Genomic DNA, 16,192 nt, shown 5'->3' on the forward strand with positions numbered 1-16,192 from the left:
ATTATACAAATAAATATTTTGAACCAAATGGTAAAATTTCTTTTCGTTTGGAAAATATCAATCAACCAAACCTGCATCATATAAGACAATCCCACTTCATAATTGTGAGCGAACAAGTGCGGTTGTTCAATAACTAAAATTGCGATCTAATCAAGATATACTATTACCAGGCATTTTTTCATTTAACGTGGAAATAGATTTTCGTAACTTCTTTTACTAACTTCATTATGGATCAGTTTATCGTATTACCCCCGTACGTATTCTTATCCAAAATTGCATTAGGTTAACAAAATTGCCCCTGTTCTATACAGGGGCTTTTTTGTGCTTGTGCAGACTGCAGACGGCACTGAGCGCTTCACTTCGGCTACAAAACAATTTTCAAAAATGATGGAAATCCTCAGCCGAAGCTTGTGAAAAGCGTCAGCAAAAGCACCATAAAAACTTCTATTGTTAGGCTTGATTTAATGGTCGGAGCGGCGGGATTCGAACCCACGACCCCTTGACCCCCAGTCAAGTGCGCTACCGGGCTGCGCTACGCTCCGGACCATGAAAAAGCCGTAGAATATAACCTGTTACGGCGCAAGGTCTAATTTCTGCATTTGCAGAAATGAACAGCCCTGCACCGTAGATAAGGGGACTTAACTTGCGCGGATCTGGTAAGTTTCCGGGACGTAACGATAGCCCTCACCTGCGCGCTGAAGATAGGCGAGAGATGGGAAAGGCATATGGTAACCAATGAACGGCAGACGTTCCGTCGCGAGCATATCGAAGATACGTTTTCTGGTTTCAACCGCCATTTCCTTGTCGATATCAAAGGAAACATGCCAGTCGGGGCGCTGTAAGGTGATGACAGAGTGGTTGGCCGTATCGGAAATCAACATCAGCGACTTTCCACCCGATTCTACTCGGAACGCCAGATGACCTGGCGTATGGCCATACGCACCCACTGCATGAATGCCCGAGACAACCTCCTTGCCATCATCGACGAAAGTCGTTTTTTCGGCGAATGGCTTCACGTTCTTTTCCACCATTTGCGCAACGGTTTTAGCCGGTGTCTCAAGACGCCCCGGATCTGTCCAGAAGTCAAATTCCTTCTGACCGGCAGCGTAACGCGCATTCGCGAAAGCCGGCTTACCATCTTCCATCAGGCCACCAATGTGATCGGGGTGAAAATGGCTGAGCACAACGAGTGATACGTCGTCCGCCTTATAGCCCGAAGCCTCAAGAGCGCTGATTAATTTGCCCTGACCAGCTTCGCGCGCCCCTGCGCCCATTCCGGTATCAAACAATACCAACTCTTTGCCTGTATTGATCAGAACTGGTGTAAAACTATTCACAAAGCGATCAGTCGGCAGGAGATTTTCCTCCAGAAGTGCCGCCACGTCCTTCGGGTCTTGATTGATTGCATAGGTTTTTTCAGGCGCTTCGCCTGGTCTGCGGCCGTCGGAAAGCGTCGTGATTTCAAAATCGCCAAACTGAAAGCGATGAAAACCTGGATTCTCGACCTTTGACACCGGAGCCTGACCTTGTGCCTGAGCCTGAGAGCTATCGAATGGCGACAGAGCTGCCCCGCCCCCCGCAGCAGAAGCAGCAACAATGAAATTTCGCCGTGAGATAGCCATCAATCAGTCTCCAGAGTGAGTTGCGTTACTTTAAAAATAGCGCAAAAACGGTCTCGATCCAGAGCTGCCCATTCAAGTTTTCGTAGGTTCTGAATTAAGTGAGACTTGCGGCCCGCAAAAAATGTCTCTATCTGAAAGTTGCGCGGGACGACCCGCGTCTGTGTTCGCATAGGGGACGGCCCCATAAGAGGGGTGTTCCGTGGCTGGACCTATTGAGCAATTTGCGATTCGACCTATCGTCGAGCTTGGTACACTTGGTGGCCAACAGATTGTCTTCACAAATTCTGCGCTTTACATGCTGCTGACTGTAACAGTTGCTGCTGGCTTTCTGTTTTTAGCCTCACGCCGGAATCGGGTTGTGCCTGGCCGCTGGCAGTCGTCGGTCGAAATGCTCTACGAGTTTGTTTCCAAAACGATTCGCGAGAATGCAGGCGAACACGGGATGAAGTTCTTCCCGCTGGTTTTCTCGCTTTTCATGTTCATCCTCGTCGCAAATCTCATTGGGATGTTTCCGTATGCCTTTACGGTTACAAGCCACATCATTGTGACATTCGCGCTGGCGATGCTGGTATTTCTCACCGTGACTATTTATGGGCTGGTCCGCCACGGCTTTAAATTCTTCAAGCTGTTTATGCCGGCAGGTGTCCCCATGATACTCGCGCCGATTATAGTACCTTTCGAGGTGATGTCCTATATTTCACGGCCAATCAGCCATTCGGTGCGCTTGTTTGCCGTCATGCTGGCGGGGCACATCACGCTTAAAGTCTTTGCGGGCTTTGTCGTGGGCTTGGGCAGTTTGGGCACGATGGGCTTGTTGTCGGCAGTTCTACCACTTGCCATGACTGTCGCACTTACCGCACTCGAATTGCTTATGGCTATCATTCAGGCATATGTTTTCACCATGCTAAGCTGCATGTATCTAAACGACGCCCTGCATCCTTCTCACTAGAGCTTTAACGCGCATCTTCATCTAAAAAACGTTTCACACTTTTCGGGATGCGCTCGGAACCCGATACCAGAGCGAAAGGACGACCTTTCGTTCCTTCAAATATGGGACGGCCCATACCCAAGGAGCACTATAATGGCATGGATTTATCTCGTACTTGCGGGCGGTCTTGAAATCGTCTGGGCCTATTTTATGAAAAAGTCAGAAGGGTTCTCACTTCTGACGCCGACAATCATCACCATCGTAACGATGATCGGCAGCTTTGCACTGCTGTCAATTGCCATGCGTAGCCTGCCATTGGGCACAGCTTATGCAATCTGGACCGGAATCGGTGCCTTGGGTGCATTCGTGGTGGGCATTGTCATTCTGGGCGAAGCTGCGACGTTCTTCCGGATTTTAAGCGTCTCGCTCATTCTCGCGGGCATCGTCGGGCTCAAACTCTCATCGACATAACCGAAAAAGAAAGGGAGGCAAAAGCCTCCCTTTTTATTATCTCAATTCAATTACGTTCTTTGAGCACGTCTCTCAAAACCAGACACCGTTTTTTGGACGAAGACATGCGTAAAAACAAAAAGATAGAGCGTTTCGAATGGTTCAGCTTAAATGCAAAATGCTTTAGCGAACCTGATCCAATAGTCGCTTACATTCGAGCAGATCAAAAAGCGCTTCCTGCAACAGCGAACGATTGTCTTTGGATGGTCGCTTGCCATCGGCACCGATCGGGCCGTCTTCTTCACCCTTCAGCAATCCGAAGAGCTTGCGTGCGGGTTGTGGTGCCTTGATGCCGTTCGGCAAAGCCATTTCATGATCAGCGGCATTTTCCATTGCCTGCTTTTCAGCCGCAGCCTGTTTCTGGCGCGTGATCGCTTCAATAGCCTGCACGTCGCCATTACCCAAGGCAATGATGAATTGTGCGTTGTTCTCGCGAAGCAGACGCTGCACACCCTTGATGGTGTAGCCCTGATCATAAAGCAGATGACGAATACCCTTGAGAAGCTCAACATCCAGTGGACGATAATAGCGGCGACCACCGCCCCGCTTCATAGGCTTTATCTGGGTGAAACGCGTTTCCCAGAAACGCAGTACATGCTGAGGGAGATCGAGATCCTCGGCAACTTCGCTAATAGTCCTGAATGCATCAGGGCTTTTGTCCATCTGCTTGCCCTTTCCAGTGGTGTGGTCGTCTTTTGGGCGAACCTGCCAGTCCAGATAGTTCAAATGGCAATCGGCACGTGAATCAGCGCCGGCCATAATATCATAATAATCTAACGGCGTTTAACACAAAAAATTGGGATAAAAAGCCCCCTACTTTTTGGCCTGTTATATTAGCGAAACGACTCGCTTTATCCGTCGATTATATAATATCAGAACTTTATAAGCACCCCTTCATATATTACAGGAAGAGGCACAGTTTTCGGATTTACAGATGTCACTGGATAAATAAGCAAGCGAAAATACTTCGCCCGGTGAGGACGAAGAGATAAAGAGACAAATCTCTCTTTATCTATATGAGGTGATTACTTGGCGCCTTTTGCGCTACGCTTCTGGTGTTCCTGCAGGATACGCTGCTTAAGAACGTTAGAAGCTTTGAACGTCATGACGCGGCGTGGGAGAATAGGAACTTCCTCGCCAGTCTTCGGATTACGGCCGATGCGCTCATTCTTGTCACGGACTTGAAATGTCGCGAAAGACGACAACTTCACAGTTTCACCGTTGACGATGGCGTCACAGACTTCATCGAGTATCATCTCGACCAGAGCCGCCGATTCTGTTCTGGACAGGCCTACCTTTCGGTAAACAGCCTCTGCCAGATCAGCGCGTGTGACCGTCTTACCTCCCATAACCGAACCTACCTGGTTAGTGTTTGAACAGATAATATCCTTAAGTGACAGGAGGTTACACAAATAAAAGCGGTGTGGTCAAGCCGCGAGTTTCCTCGCGGCCCATCAATTTTTTTATTACCAGCGCAATAAAACTGCGCCCCAGGTAAATCCACCGCCCATAGCTTCCAGAAGAACGAGGTCGCCCTTCTTGATACGACCGTCAGCGACAGCCGTAGCAAGAGCCAACGGAACCGACGCAGCAGAGGTGTTGCCGTGTCTATCGACGGTTATAACGACCTTTTCCTCAGCTATATTCAGCTTCTTGGCCGAAGCATCGATAATGCGCTTGTTGGCCTGATGCGGCACAAACCAGTCGATATCGTCGGCGCTAAGGCCTGTTTCAGCAAAGGATGCTTCGATCACGTCCGTGATCATGCCCACGGCATGTTTGAAGACTTCACGGCCTTCCATGCGCAGATGACCGACCGTCTGTGTCGTCGACGGGCCGCCATCCACAAAGAGTTTTTCCTTGTGATTGCCGTCGGAACGAAGGTTGGCAGCTAGAATACCGCGATCAGAGGTCAAGCCCTTGCCTTCGCCGGCTTCGAGAACCAGCGCACCGGCACCGTCGCCAAACAGAACGCAGGTGGTGCGATCATTCCAGTCGAGAATGCGCGAGAAGGTTTCTGCGCCGATAACCAGAACACGACGTGCGAGTCCGCCACGGATATAGAGGTCAGCAGTCGTGACGGCATAGATAAAGCCACTGCAAACCGCCTGCAGATCGAATGCAAAGCCGGTCGTGATGCCGAGTTCGCGCTGAATTTCGACTGCGCTTGCAGGAAACGTATGGTTTGGCGTCGAGGTTGCGACCAGAACTAGATCGATATCAGAAGCCTGCAGGCCAGCATTTTCCAATGCAGCGCGGGCAGCAGCTGCACCCAACGATACTGTCGTTTCGCCTTCGCCAGCAATGTGACGCTGACGAATACCTGTACGCTGGACAATCCATTCGTCAGAGGTTTCAACCACGCCCTCAAAATCGGAATTCTTCATGATCCGCTTAGGCAGAGCCGAACCAATACCTCTTACGACAGATCTTATCATCTTATTTTCCTGTCCTAGCCTGACCATCGCAGACCCACGCCTGCCGGTCAAAATTCATACCCTGTTATGGGTTAATTATCATTTGGCTGTTTCGTTGCCGTCATTAGACGCAGAATGCGGATGACTGTGGTGGAAATGCGCCAGATCCGCTTCAATCTTCTGAAGAAGCTTATTACGCACCATGTCATAGCCGACTTCGACCGCCGAGCAGAAACCTTCTGCCGTTGCGCCGCCATGGCTCTTGATAACAATACCGCTCAATCCAAGAAGAACGCCGCCATTCACCTTGTTCGGGTCCATCTTCTCGCGAATACGATCAAATGCACCCTTGGCAAAAATATAACCGATCTTGGCAAGCAAGGTACGGCTCATGGCTTGGCGCAGAAGCGTTGCCATCTGACGAGCAGTGCCTTCGGCGGCTTTCAGAGCGATATTGCCCGTAAAGCCTTCTGTGACGACGACATCGACCGTGCCTTTGCCAATATCATTTCCTTCGACGAAGCCGGTATATTGCAAACCCTCCAGCGGTGTATCGCGCAGAATCTGGGCAGCTTCCTTAATCTCGTCGAGACCTTTGACTTCTTCCGTACCGACATTGAGGAGACCGACCGTCGGCTTGCGCACCTCAAAAAGCGCCCGCGCCATTCCCGCGCCCATAACCGCGTAATCGACAAGCTGACGTGCATCGGCACCAATCGTTGCACCAACGTCGAGAACGATGCTCTCGCCGCGCAGTGTAGGCCAGATACCGGCAATTGCCGGACGCTCGACATCAGACAGCATACGCAGGCAGAATTTGGACATGGCCATCAGTGCGCCGGTATTACCAGCAGAAACGCAGACATCGGCGTCGCCGGTCTTTACCGCTTCAATCGCCTGCCACATGGAAGACTTGCCCCGACCAGCGCGCAGCGCCTGACTTGGTTTGTCATCCATCTTGATCGCAACCTGACTGGCGCGGAACTCGGAAGCAGCTTGTAGCTTTGGATAACGCGCAAGTATGGGCTCGACCTGACCAGCCAGACCGAAGAAAATAAACCGGATATCAGGATGACGCTCAAGCGCCTTCGCAGCACCAGGGATGACCACTTCAGGGCCAAAATCACCGCCCATGGCGTCAATCGAAATTTTTATCACTATTGATTATTCCTGTGCGATCCCTGCCCCATTTGCTTCTTTATAAACATAGGGGTTTTCCGCGAAAATAGTGTTTTTCCGGTCGCGCACAACCAGATTCTCTCAAGCATCGGTTAAATCAGGGCTTCTTGGACCATTCCGAGAGCTTGGCAAAAGGCGAATCAGGCTTCTCTTCCTCTTCAACATCGCCAAATACGGCTGGCTCGGCATCGTCAGGCAGGCCGGGTTTGCGAGGGTATGGATCGAGCGCCAGTTCGAAAAATTCTTCAGCGACAGCGCCAATATCAATTTTGTCGCCAGCAAAAGTCTCGGGAATATCCGCGCCATCGGCGTCCAGAAGCAATTCTCCGCTCTCATCGAGCTGAATTTTCGCAAGGCGTGAATTTTCTGGCACGAAGATCGTATCGACTTCTTCCGCAATCGCCGCATTAAGCGGTTCAAGTGTAACCACGCATGACTGCACGATTTCCGCATTGACGGTTCCGCGCAAACGAATGCCGCTCTTTTTCCAAGGCGTCAGCAAAAACTCTGCAGCAAAGGAATTCACGGCCTCTAAGCCATGCTGGGCAGCCAAAGCAGCTCTTTCCTTGTCAGTGGTCCCAATCTTCACCGTTATGCCCTTGGGGGGCAGATGCAGAACCGGAACGGGATAGGTCAGCGCCGGTTTATCAGTCATTCTCTTTAGCCTTTGTTTCGTTATTTGCAGCGGCTCCAGTTAATATTGAACCGCTGTAACTGTTTGTTTTTACGCATTTTCCGACGCATCGCAGCAGGAAAAGAAATCAGTCCAGCGAACTGATTTCCCTGCGGAGGCGCTTCGCACCTTTGCTGGAAGTGCTATATTGGCGCAAACGCCATCTCGTCAGCATCCATAAAGGATATGTCGCCTGCCGCCAAAGCACTGTCCTCAATTTTTGCCAGCCGATCACGGCAAGCAAACAGATATTCACTCAAATAGTGAGAATGCGGCCATAATTCGAGGTCCGGGCGGATATTGCGTGTCAAAGCTGTTGCCAGCATGTCGCGATCACCGGCATCCAATGCAGTCCCATAAGAGCTGACACGACCATAAAACATGCGTGCAAGCTTTTTCATGCGCTTGGGAACGCCCTGATCACCGATTCCCAATTCCCGCAAGGAATGATCGACATCCTTGAAAAATTCGTCTGCAATGTCCTGCGCAAGCGGCAATAATGCAGATTTTTCGCCTTTCATGCGATGAAGAGCGAGAAAAATATGGACTGAGAGCATTTCATAGCGACCGAGAGGCGTATCAGGCACTTGAAATTGTGCATAAAAACGCTTTTGCCGCGCCGCTGCCACGATCGTCTCGTAAACGCGAAGCACAACTGTCTCATTTGCTTTAGATTTGCGGCGAAAAAGTCGAAGAATCATTCCCGTACGACCGTACTTGTTGCATCCAGAAGCAAGGTGGTTTACCGAAGTTCTCCCGACGGCGAAAGTGCCGCGCTGATATAGAATGTATGGAGAGGTCTTTGTTGCAGCGAATTTTCCTAAGCGCACGCAAACAGCGTGCCCTTCTCGCAGGCACAGCAATTCTCTTTTCGGCGGCTCTCGCCGGATGCAACACTGCGTCCACGCTAAACCCGTCGGAAACACTTACAGAGGGTTACGTGCTCGATCAGGAGGCACTTGATTCGGTTCCGGTTGGCTCCAGCCGTGAACAGGTGCTTCTCGCACTCGGTACGCCATCCACTACGGCGACCTTCGATAACGAAGTGTTTTATTACATTTCGCAGAAGCGTTATCGTGCGGCTCAGTTCATGAAGCCCAAAATTATCGACCGTCATATCCTTGCCGTTTACTTCGACAAGGACGGCAAGGTCAGCAATATTGCCAATTACGGCCTTCAGGACGGCAAGCTGTTCGATTTCGTATCGCGCACCACGCCAACTGGCGGCAAGGACCAGACCTTCATTGGTCAGATTATTCAGGGCGTTTCCAAAGCTCCGACATCATTGCCGGGTGCTGCTGGCGGCGCGAACAACTGATCCAATACAAAGAATTAAAAAAGCCCCTCTTTTGGAGGGGCTTTTTTGTTAGTGCTTCATCAAGCCATGTGAGCCAGCACCGCAAGCAGCAAGAGTGCCACGATGTTGGTGATCTTGATTGCAGGATTAACAGCTGGACCTGCCGTATCCTTGTAAGGATCGCCGACGGTATCGCCAGTCACGGAAGCCTTATGCGCTTCCGATCCCTTGAGATGTTTCACACCGTCAGCATCCGTAAAGCCATCTTCGAAGCTCTTCTTGGCATTATCCCAGGCGCCACCGCCTGATGTCATGGATATGGCCACGAACAAGCCGTTGATGATAACGCCCAGCAGCGAGGCACCGAGTGCTGCAAAGGCTGCGGCTTTGGAGCCTGAGATCAGCAACACGCCGAAATAGACGACAAGCGGCGCCAGAACCGGCAGAAGCGACGGAATAATCATTTCCCGAATGGCGGCTCTCGTCAGAAGATCGACAGCTCGCGCATAATCCGGACGATCTTTGCCCGTCATGATGCCCGGCTTCTCACGGAACTGACGACGCACTTCCTGCACCACCGCACTGCCCGCACGACCAACAGCCGTCATCGCCATACCGCCAAAGAGATATGGAATAAGGCCACCAAAAATCAGACCGGCAACCACATAGGGATTGGAGAGCTCGAACGACACCGGCCCCATATCCGCGAAATATGGATAGGTTTGCCCGTTGGCGGCAAAATAAGCCAGATCGTTTGAATAGGCTGCGAAGAGCACAAGCGCACCCAAACCCGCCGATCCGATTGCATAGCCCTTGGTGACGGCCTTGGTCGTGTTGCCGACGGCATCGAGAGCATCGGTCGATTTACGCACTTCCGGATCAAGACCGGCCATTTCAGCAATACCGCCAGCATTATCCGTAACCGGGCCAAAAGCGTCGAGGGCCACGATCATACCGGCAATGCCAAGCATGGCCGTAACAGCAATTGCTGTGCCAAAGAGGCCCGCGAGCTGATATGTGCCGATGATACCGCCAACAATGACAATTGCTGGCAAAGCAGTCGATTCCAGCGAAACAGCCAGGCCCTGAATAACATTGGTGCCATGGCCAGTGACCGAAGCCTGAGCAATCGAATTGACCGGACGCTTGTTGGTTCCGGTGTAGTATTCGGTAATCACCACGATCAGACCGGTGACGACGAGACCAATCAGCCCGCATATGAAGAGATTGGTGCCCGTGATCGACATGCCTGCGACAGTGCCGATGTCACCCCAGCCAATGGTAAGCGTGTTGGCAATCGCCAAACCCACCACGGACAAAAGTCCGGTTGCGATCAAGCCTTTGTAAAGCGCGCCCATGATCGAGCCATTGACGCCGAGTTTGACAAAGAACGTGCCAGCAATCGAAGTGATGACGCAAGTGCCGCAAATCGCCAGCGGATAGAGCATCACGCTTGAGAGAACGTCTGAGCCAGTGAAGAAAATCGCGCCCAGAACCATGGTTGCAACGACAGTTACGGCATAGGTCTCGAACAAGTCCGCTGCCATGCCTGCGCAGTCACCAACATTGTCGCCGACATTATCGGCAATGGTTGCAGGATTGCGAGGATCATCCTCCGGAATACCTGCTTCAACCTTACCCACGAGATCGCCACCGACATCAGCACCTTTTGTGAAGATGCCGCCGCCAAGGCGCGCAAAGATCGAAATGAGCGAAGCGCCGAAGCCAAGTGCCACAAGGGCATCGATGACCGTGCGGTCGGAAGGTGAATAACCCAGCCAGAAAGTCAGGATAAAATAATAGACTGAGACGCCCAGCAGAGCGAGACCCGCCACCAGCATCCCGGTGATAGCGCCGGATTTGAAAGCAATTTCCAAACCACCTGCGAGGCTCAAGGATGCCGCCTGTGCGGTGCGCACATTTGCACGAACGGAAACATGCATACCGATGAAGCCGGTCAGCCCGGAAAGCACTGCCCCGATGAGGAAGCCCACGGCGGCAGAAATAGACAGCAGATACCAGACTGCCAGAAAGACCACGACGCCAACAATGGCAATGGTCGTATATTGTCGGGTGAGATAGGCTGCAGCACCTTCACGGATGGCACCAGCGATTTCCTGCATACGCGGTGTGCCCTGATCGGCCGCAAGTACAGAGCGGATCGCCCATACGGCAAAAAGAACGGAAAGCACACCACAGGCAATGACGAGAAGAAGAACTCCAATTCCCATTTAGGCCAACTCCCATGAGCTCGCGCCAGTCACAGGCAGACCGCTCACAAGGGTGGCGGTTGCCTGCACACATCAGCGCATGAAAGGCCCGAAAACCCCTCCCCGGGCCTAAGAACAGCGGCATGGAAGTGCCTGAAACCGACCATTCACCGGGCTTCTTCGGCTTGTTGTTATTCTGAAAACATCGACCAAAAATCAAATAATTGGCTGATGTTTCTGCATTTCAGCATTCTCAATGCCGCGTGTCCAACATGCGGAAGCTATCTGCAAAGGTCAAGCCGTAGTTTATTGTGCCAGAATGCAAAAAAGGCCGCGATTTCTCGCAGCCTTTTTGAGTATTTACAGAGTGGCTAAGGTTTATCGGCCACGCGGCTTTGCACCACGGCTTTCGCCGCGTAGTTCAAAAGCCAGACGATCCAGCACGGCGTTAACAAGCTTTGGCTCATCTTCAGTGTAGAACGCCTTTGCGATATCCACATATTCCGAAACGATGACAGCTGTAGGCACGTCCTTGCGGGTCTGCAATTCCCATGCACCGGCACGCAGGATGGCACGCAGTGTCGAGTCGAGACGCGACAGCGGCCAGTCTTCTGTGAGCGCCTGATGAATCATCGGGTCGAGCTTGAGCTGGCTATCAACAACGCCCGCGACAATGGCGCGGAACCACTGCGGATCAGCGTCAAGATACTGTGTGCCATCGACTTCCTTGCCAAGACGATGGGCCTCATATTCAGCCACGACTTCCATGACGCCGGTACCGGCGACATCCATCTGGTAGAGCGCCTGTACGGCTGCAAGACGTGCAACGCCACGCTTGTTTGCAGATCGTGGCGCGTTCGGTGCAGAACGGCCTTCAGAAGAAGAAGTCATCGTATCAGGCTCCGAATTTCTTACGCAGATCAATCATGGTGAGCGCAGCGCGGGCAGCGAAGCCACCCTTGTCCTTGTCTTCACGACGCGCACGGACCCAGGCCTGCTCGTCGTTCTCAACTGTCAGAATGCCGTTGCCGATAGCAAGACCTTCTTCAACCGAAAGATCAGTCAGCGCACGGCAGGATTCATTGGCAACGATATCGAAATGATAGGTTTCGCCACGAATAACTGTGCCGAGCGCAACATAACCATCGTAATAAGTGCCACCATTTTCCGCGCCATCAAGTGCGAAAGAAATCGCCGCTGGCACTTCAAGCGCGCCGGGTACTGTCACAACATCATATGTTGCGCCAGCGGCATCGAGAGCAGCCTTCGCGCCGTCAAGAAGCGCGTCGGACAGTTCTTCATAGAAACGCGCTTCAACAATGAGCAAATGCGGCGCGTGCGCCTCGTGCTTCGACATGAGAGACTCCATGGCAGAAATCGCGGACCGCAAAACCTGCGGTCAACGCTAAATTCGGAAAATGCTGTTATAGCTTTAGAGTGTAGGCTCTAAGCTTATTTCTGATATTGCGCAAGCCTTGCTGCATACCGTGCGAGCTGATCGATCTCAATATTGATCCTGTCACCAGCCTTGCGATCGCCCCAGGTCGTCACTTCCAGCGAATGACGAATGAGCAGAACGTCAAATTCATTGCCATTAACGCCATTGACCGTCAGCGAAGTGCCATCAAGCGCAACGGAACCCTTCTGTGCAATAAAGGGTGCAAGTTCTTCCGGCGCGCGCAGGGTAAAGCGTACAGCGTCGCCCTCTTCCTTGCGCTCTACGATTTCAGCTTGCCCGTCAATGTGACCGGAAACGAGATGGCCGCCCATTTCATCGCCAAGCTTGAGCGAGCGCTCAAGATTGATGCGGGTGCCGTTTTCCCATTTTGAAATCGTGGTCAGACGCAGCGCCTCTTCCCAGGCTTCAACTTCAAACCAGCGGGCATTCGTGCCTTTTTCCGGCAGTGCCACGACTGTCAGGCACACACCAGAGCAAGCAATCGAAGCACCAAGCTCGATCGTTTCGGGATCATAGGTTGTTTCAATACGCAGCAAAACGCCTTCATTCAAAGGCTTGATACGATCCACTTTACCGATATCGGTGACAATCCCAGTAAACATCACGCTTTCCTTACATACTCGATACAGGCATCGTCGCCGTACTGCGCATTGCGCAAAATTGTAAATTCGTTATCGATATGGGATTGCAGATCCGTGACGGCAACCCCATTCGTCGCGCCGATTTCCACAGGCGAATGGAACAGAACAAGCCGGTCAACCAGCTTTTCTTTCAGGAAACTCGTGGCAACACTGGCTCCACCTTCGACCAGAACGGACGAAATACCCTGCGCGGCAATATCATCCATCAGCTCCGGCAAAGCGATGCGTCCCTCATCGCTTTCCGCTGCAATGATGCGGCATCCTGCAGCCTGCATCTCGTATCGCCTCTCCGGCGCCACATTTTCACAACAGGAAAGCCACAAAGGAAGGGCTTCCGAAGTGCGAATAAGCCTTGAATCGAGCGGTAATTTCAATCCGCTGTCCAATATGAGGCGAACTGGCGAACGTTGTTCCAACCCCGGAAGACGGCAATTCAGGATAGGATCATCCGCGATTGCAGTATCAACTCCGATGAGGATCACATCGGTCTGCGAGCGCAGAATATGCGATTGGGCGCGCGCAATCGGACCGGTAATAGGAACCTGCCCCTCGCCCTTTTTCCCAATGTAGCCATCGGCAGAAAGTGCAAGCTTCAGAATCACTTCCGGACGTTTTTTAGAAGATCGATTCAGATAGCCTGCAAGGTCATCAGCCGCCTTGTCCGACAGAACACCCGGCACCACTTCAATGCCCGCGTCCCGCAATATGGCGAAGCCTTTTCCGCTCACCCGGTCATCCGGATCGGTTGCGGCAACCACCACCCGCGCAACACCAGCCCGCACCAGCGCTTCGGCGCATGGTGGGGTGCGACCATGATGGGCGCAGGGCTCCAGCGAGACATAGGCCGTAGCACCGCGGGCCGCTTCACCTGCATCTGCGAGCGCTTGAGGCTCCGCATGAGGGCGCCCACCGATTGCGGTGACGCCACGTCCGACGATGATACCGTCCTTAACGAGGATAGTACCAACTGACGGGTTTGTGCCTGTGAGGCCTTTGTTACGACGGGCAAGTCGAATGGTCGCTTCCATGAAGCGAACGTCATCCGACGTCACATTTGCGTGCGGGAATTCCATTCGGCTCATTTTATGCGTCCGGATCACGATCTGTTTCAGTTACCGTCAGTTCATCAATGACGTTGTGGAAATCAACGGCCTTGCTGAAATTGCGATAAACGGAAGCAAAGCGGATATAGGCAATATCATCGACGCCCTTGAGAGCATCCATGGCAAGACGACCAATTTCGTCTGATGTGACTTCCGCCTCACCCGAACTCTCGAGCTGGCGCACGATGCCGGAGATTGCACGTTCTACGCGCTCCTCATCCACGTCGCGCTTGCGCAATGCCACATCGATGGAGCGGGCAAGCTTTTCGCGATCGAAAGGTACACGGCGACCGCTCTTCTTGACGACCATGAGGTCGCGAAGCTGTACGCGTTCAAAAGTGGTAAAACGTCCGCCACAGACCGAGCAAACACGGCGCCTGCGAATAACGGCACCATCCTCCGCCGGGCGGGAATCCTTAACTTGCGTATCTTCAGACTGGCAATAGGGACAACGCATGGCACTCTTTCACTTACGAAAGCGCATCTGCATATAGCTTACGCGACGCACTTCACTCTTTGTTTCCAAGCGCGCCGATTTGAAAGGCACGCCTTAGATTGACTGATTCCTGACAATCATACCCCATCGTTAAGTTGATGCATAATTAGGGCATAATTGAAAAAGCCCCGCTCAACAGGGTTGAGCGGGGCTTCATCAAATTGTGAGCAATTTTAGCCCTGATAGCCGTACATTGGGAAGCGGTCGGTCAGTGCAATGACCTTTGCCTTAACCGCTGCTTCAACCGATGCATTGCCTTCATCGGAATTTGCAACCTTGAGACCATCGAGCACTTCTGCGATCAGCGAGCCGATTTCCTTGAATTCAGCCTTGCCGAAACCACGGGTCGTGCCAGCAGGCGTTCCAAGGCGAACACCAGAAGTTACAAATGGCTTTTCTGGGTCGAAAGGAATGCCGTTCTTGTTACAGGTCACGTTCGCACGACCGAGAGCTGCTTCAGCGCGCTTGCCTGTTGCATTCTTCGGACGCAGATCGACCAGCATCAGGTGGTTGTCTGTGCCGCCGGAAACGATATCGAGACCCTGCGACTTCAGTTCGTCCGAAAGCGCACGCGCATTGTCGACGACGTTCTGAGCATAGACCTTGAATTCTGGCTTCAGAGCTTCCGCGAAAGCAACTGCTTTACCAGCAATCACATGCATCAGCGGGCCGCCCTGCAGGCCTGGGAAGACAGCCGAATTGAACTTCTTCGCCAGATCAGGATCGTTGGTGAGGATCATACCGCCGCGTGGACCGCGCAGCGACTTGTGAGTCGTCGTGGTGCAGACATGGGCGTGTGGAACTGGCGATGGGTGTACGCCACCGGCGACCAGACCAGCAATGTGAGCCATATCGACCATCAGATATGCGCCAACTTCGTCAGCGATCTCACGGAAGCGCTTCCAATCCCAGATGCGGGAATAAGCGGTACCGCCAGCGAGAATCAGCTTTGGCTTGTGTTCGCGTGCGAGGCGAGCAATTTCTTCCATATCCAGAAGGTGATCGTCTTCACGAACGCCATAGGAAACAACGTTGAACCACTTGCCTGACATATTGACTGGCGAACCATGTGTCAGGTGGCCACCGGAATTCAGGTCGAGGCCCATAAAGGTGTCGCCTGGCTGCAGAAGCGCAAGAAACACGGCCTGATTCATCTGGCTGCCGGAGTTAGGCTGTACGTTTGCGAACTCTGCGCCAAACAGCTTCTTGGCGCGTTCAATTGCCAATTCTTCAACAACGTCAACATACTGGCAGCCGCCGTAATAGCGCTTGCCCGGATAACCTTCGGCATATTTGTTGGTGAGGATGGAACCCTGAGCTTCAAGAACCGCCCGAGAAACAATGTTTTCCGAGGCGATCAGCTCGATTTCATGACGCTGACGACCGAGTTCATTACGGATCGCACCGAAAATATCGGCATCGATTTCTTCAAGAGTTGCGTTGAAAAAAGCGTTATTGGCTTGCGACATGTTTCACACCCTCCGGTTAGCCGGTGATAGCTATATGGTATGAGGCGCAGTATCACACTTCGATTAGCAAGGCCAATGGCCGCTAAGCGAAAAGCATGTTCCAAAATGCGGCATGACGTAGCTTGGATCAGCACCCAAAACAAAAAAGCCGTCCGAAACGAGTTCGGACGGCTTTTTTGTAAGTCAAT

At 52.3% G+C, this 16,192-nt stretch carries 17 protein-coding genes and 1 tRNA gene; 3 read left to right on the top strand and 15 right to left on the bottom strand.

Going from position 1 to position 16,192, the window contains the following annotated elements:
* Positions 1-465: 465 nt before the first annotated feature.
* Both QSJ70_RS10580 and QSJ70_RS10585 read right to left on the bottom strand, forming a co-directional pair.
* A tRNA-Pro gene (locus QSJ70_RS10580) sits at positions 466-542 on the bottom strand.
* Positions 543-638: 96 nt separating this feature from the next.
* A complete protein-coding gene (locus tag QSJ70_RS10585; protein WP_285536247.1) occupies positions 639-1,622 on the bottom strand; it encodes an MBL fold metallo-hydrolase in 984 nt (327 codons plus the stop codon).
* 199 nt (positions 1,623-1,821) lie between these two features.
* On the opposite strand from QSJ70_RS10585, the gene QSJ70_RS10590 reads away from it, so the two are divergent.
* Positions 1,822-2,571 carry a F0F1 ATP synthase subunit A gene (locus QSJ70_RS10590; protein ID WP_285536249.1) on the top strand — a complete coding sequence of 250 codons (750 nt, stop codon included), beginning with the start codon at positions 1,822-1,824 and terminating at the stop codon, positions 2,569-2,571.
* 132 nt (positions 2,572-2,703) lie between these two features.
* Complete coding sequence (sugE, locus tag QSJ70_RS10595) at positions 2,704-3,021, top strand: quaternary ammonium compound efflux SMR transporter SugE (RefSeq protein WP_007874480.1); 318 nt, start codon at positions 2,704-2,706, stop codon at positions 3,019-3,021.
* 162 nt (positions 3,022-3,183) lie between these two features.
* On the opposite strand, the gene QSJ70_RS10600 is transcribed toward sugE, so the two are convergent.
* From QSJ70_RS10600 to QSJ70_RS10625, 6 genes are all read right to left on the bottom strand, one after another.
* Positions 3,184-3,723, bottom strand: coding sequence for a MerR family transcriptional regulator (locus tag QSJ70_RS10600; protein ID WP_007874479.1), 540 nt, complete (start codon positions 3,721-3,723; stop codon positions 3,184-3,186).
* 362 nt (positions 3,724-4,085) lie between these two features.
* Positions 4,086-4,409: an integration host factor subunit alpha gene (locus QSJ70_RS10605; protein WP_007874478.1), complete on the bottom strand. Its 324-nt coding sequence runs from the start codon at positions 4,407-4,409 to the stop codon at positions 4,086-4,088.
* Positions 4,410-4,526: 117 nt separating this feature from the next.
* Positions 4,527-5,498 (bottom strand): beta-ketoacyl-ACP synthase III, encoded by a 972-nt coding sequence (locus tag QSJ70_RS10610; RefSeq protein WP_064320443.1) that lies wholly within the window; start codon positions 5,496-5,498, stop codon positions 4,527-4,529.
* A 78-nt stretch (positions 5,499-5,576) separates the two neighbouring features.
* Positions 5,577-6,635, bottom strand: a complete 1,059-nt coding sequence (plsX, locus tag QSJ70_RS10615) for a phosphate acyltransferase PlsX (RefSeq protein WP_007874476.1) — start codon at positions 6,633-6,635, stop codon at positions 5,577-5,579.
* Positions 6,636-6,753: 118 nt separating this feature from the next.
* On the bottom strand, positions 6,754-7,311 hold the full coding sequence (locus QSJ70_RS10620) for a YceD family protein (protein ID WP_064320441.1): 558 nt from the start codon (positions 7,309-7,311) through the stop codon (positions 6,754-6,756).
* A 161-nt stretch (positions 7,312-7,472) separates the two neighbouring features.
* A complete protein-coding gene (locus QSJ70_RS10625) occupies positions 7,473-8,030 on the bottom strand; it encodes a ubiquinol-cytochrome C chaperone family protein (protein ID WP_113158484.1) in 558 nt (185 codons plus the stop codon).
* A gap of 101 nt (positions 8,031-8,131) precedes the next feature.
* Between QSJ70_RS10625 and QSJ70_RS10630 the strand changes: the two genes are divergently transcribed.
* Positions 8,132-8,647 (top strand): outer membrane protein assembly factor BamE, encoded by a 516-nt coding sequence (locus tag QSJ70_RS10630; protein WP_039859655.1) that lies wholly within the window; start codon positions 8,132-8,134, stop codon positions 8,645-8,647.
* A gap of 59 nt (positions 8,648-8,706) precedes the next feature.
* On the opposite strand, the gene QSJ70_RS10635 is transcribed toward QSJ70_RS10630, so the two are convergent.
* The 7 genes from QSJ70_RS10635 to glyA all read right to left on the bottom strand — a co-directional run bounded on the left by QSJ70_RS10635 (position 8,707) and on the right by glyA (position 16,004).
* A complete protein-coding gene (locus QSJ70_RS10635) occupies positions 8,707-10,857 on the bottom strand; it encodes a sodium-translocating pyrophosphatase (protein ID WP_285536254.1) in 2,151 nt (716 codons plus the stop codon).
* Positions 10,858-11,214: 357 nt separating this feature from the next.
* The gene (nusB, locus tag QSJ70_RS10640; protein ID WP_007874461.1) at positions 11,215-11,727 is read right to left on the bottom strand and encodes a transcription antitermination factor NusB; all 513 of its coding nucleotides are present in this window, start codon (positions 11,725-11,727) and stop codon (positions 11,215-11,217) included.
* Positions 11,728-11,731: 4 nt separating this feature from the next.
* Positions 11,732-12,193 (bottom strand): 6,7-dimethyl-8-ribityllumazine synthase, encoded by a 462-nt coding sequence (locus tag QSJ70_RS10645; protein WP_285536258.1) that lies wholly within the window; start codon positions 12,191-12,193, stop codon positions 11,732-11,734.
* Between the two features lie 95 nt (positions 12,194-12,288).
* Entirely contained in the window at positions 12,289-12,897 is a 609-nt protein-coding gene (locus tag QSJ70_RS10650; protein WP_105518372.1) for a riboflavin synthase, read from the bottom strand.
* Positions 12,897-14,018 carry a bifunctional diaminohydroxyphosphoribosylaminopyrimidine deaminase/5-amino-6-(5-phosphoribosylamino)uracil reductase RibD gene (gene ribD / locus QSJ70_RS10655; RefSeq protein ID WP_285536261.1) on the bottom strand — a complete coding sequence of 374 codons (1,122 nt, stop codon included), beginning with the start codon at positions 14,016-14,018 and terminating at the stop codon, positions 12,897-12,899. The genes QSJ70_RS10650 and ribD overlap by 1 nt, the downstream gene beginning before the upstream one ends.
* A 1-nt stretch (position 14,019) precedes the next feature.
* On the bottom strand, positions 14,020-14,496 hold the full coding sequence (gene nrdR / locus QSJ70_RS10660; RefSeq protein ID WP_007874456.1) for a transcriptional regulator NrdR: 477 nt from the start codon (positions 14,494-14,496) through the stop codon (positions 14,020-14,022).
* 212 nt (positions 14,497-14,708) lie between these two features.
* On the bottom strand, positions 14,709-16,004 hold the full coding sequence (glyA, locus tag QSJ70_RS10665; RefSeq protein ID WP_007874454.1) for a serine hydroxymethyltransferase: 1,296 nt from the start codon (positions 16,002-16,004) through the stop codon (positions 14,709-14,711).
* Positions 16,005-16,192 lie beyond the last annotated feature (188 nt).

Origin of the sequence: Brucella sp. NBRC 12950 (assembly GCF_030268145.1) — a bacterium.
In the GTDB taxonomy this organism is placed as follows: Bacteria; Pseudomonadota; Alphaproteobacteria; order Rhizobiales; family Rhizobiaceae; genus Brucella.

Bases quoted from the DNA above. Each gene is read 5' to 3' on its own strand.
- QSJ70_RS10585 (WP_285536247.1), bottom strand. From the start codon at position 1,622: ATGGCTATCTCACGGCGAAATTTCATTGTTGCTGCTTCTGCTGCGGGG.
- sugE (WP_007874480.1), top strand. From the start codon at position 2,704: ATGGCATGGATTTATCTCGTACTTGCGGGCGGTCTTGAAATCGTCTGG.
- QSJ70_RS10600 (WP_007874479.1), bottom strand. From the start codon at position 3,723: ATGGACAAAAGCCCTGATGCATTCAGGACTATTAGCGAAGTTGCCGAG.
- QSJ70_RS10605 (WP_007874478.1), bottom strand. From the start codon at position 4,409: ATGGGAGGTAAGACGGTCACACGCGCTGATCTGGCAGAGGCTGTTTAC.
- QSJ70_RS10610 (WP_064320443.1), bottom strand. From the start codon at position 5,498: ATGATAAGATCTGTCGTAAGAGGTATTGGTTCGGCTCTGCCTAAGCGG.
- QSJ70_RS10620 (WP_064320441.1), bottom strand. From the start codon at position 7,311: ATGACTGATAAACCGGCGCTGACCTATCCCGTTCCGGTTCTGCATCTG.
- QSJ70_RS10625 (WP_113158484.1), bottom strand. From the start codon at position 8,030: ATGATTCTTCGACTTTTTCGCCGCAAATCTAAAGCAAATGAGACAGTT.
- QSJ70_RS10635 (WP_285536254.1), bottom strand. From the start codon at position 10,857: ATGGGAATTGGAGTTCTTCTTCTCGTCATTGCCTGTGGTGTGCTTTCC.
- nusB (WP_007874461.1), bottom strand. From the start codon at position 11,727: ATGACTTCTTCTTCTGAAGGCCGTTCTGCACCGAACGCGCCACGATCT.
- QSJ70_RS10645 (WP_285536258.1), bottom strand. From the start codon at position 12,193: ATGTCGAAGCACGAGGCGCACGCGCCGCATTTGCTCATTGTTGAAGCG.
- QSJ70_RS10650 (WP_105518372.1), bottom strand. From the start codon at position 12,897: ATGTTTACTGGGATTGTCACCGATATCGGTAAAGTGGATCGTATCAAG.
- ribD (WP_285536261.1), bottom strand. From the start codon at position 14,018: ATGAGCCGAATGGAATTCCCGCACGCAAATGTGACGTCGGATGACGTT.
- nrdR (WP_007874456.1), bottom strand. From the start codon at position 14,496: ATGCGTTGTCCCTATTGCCAGTCTGAAGATACGCAAGTTAAGGATTCC.
- glyA (WP_007874454.1), bottom strand. From the start codon at position 16,004: ATGTCGCAAGCCAATAACGCTTTTTTCAACGCAACTCTTGAAGAAATC.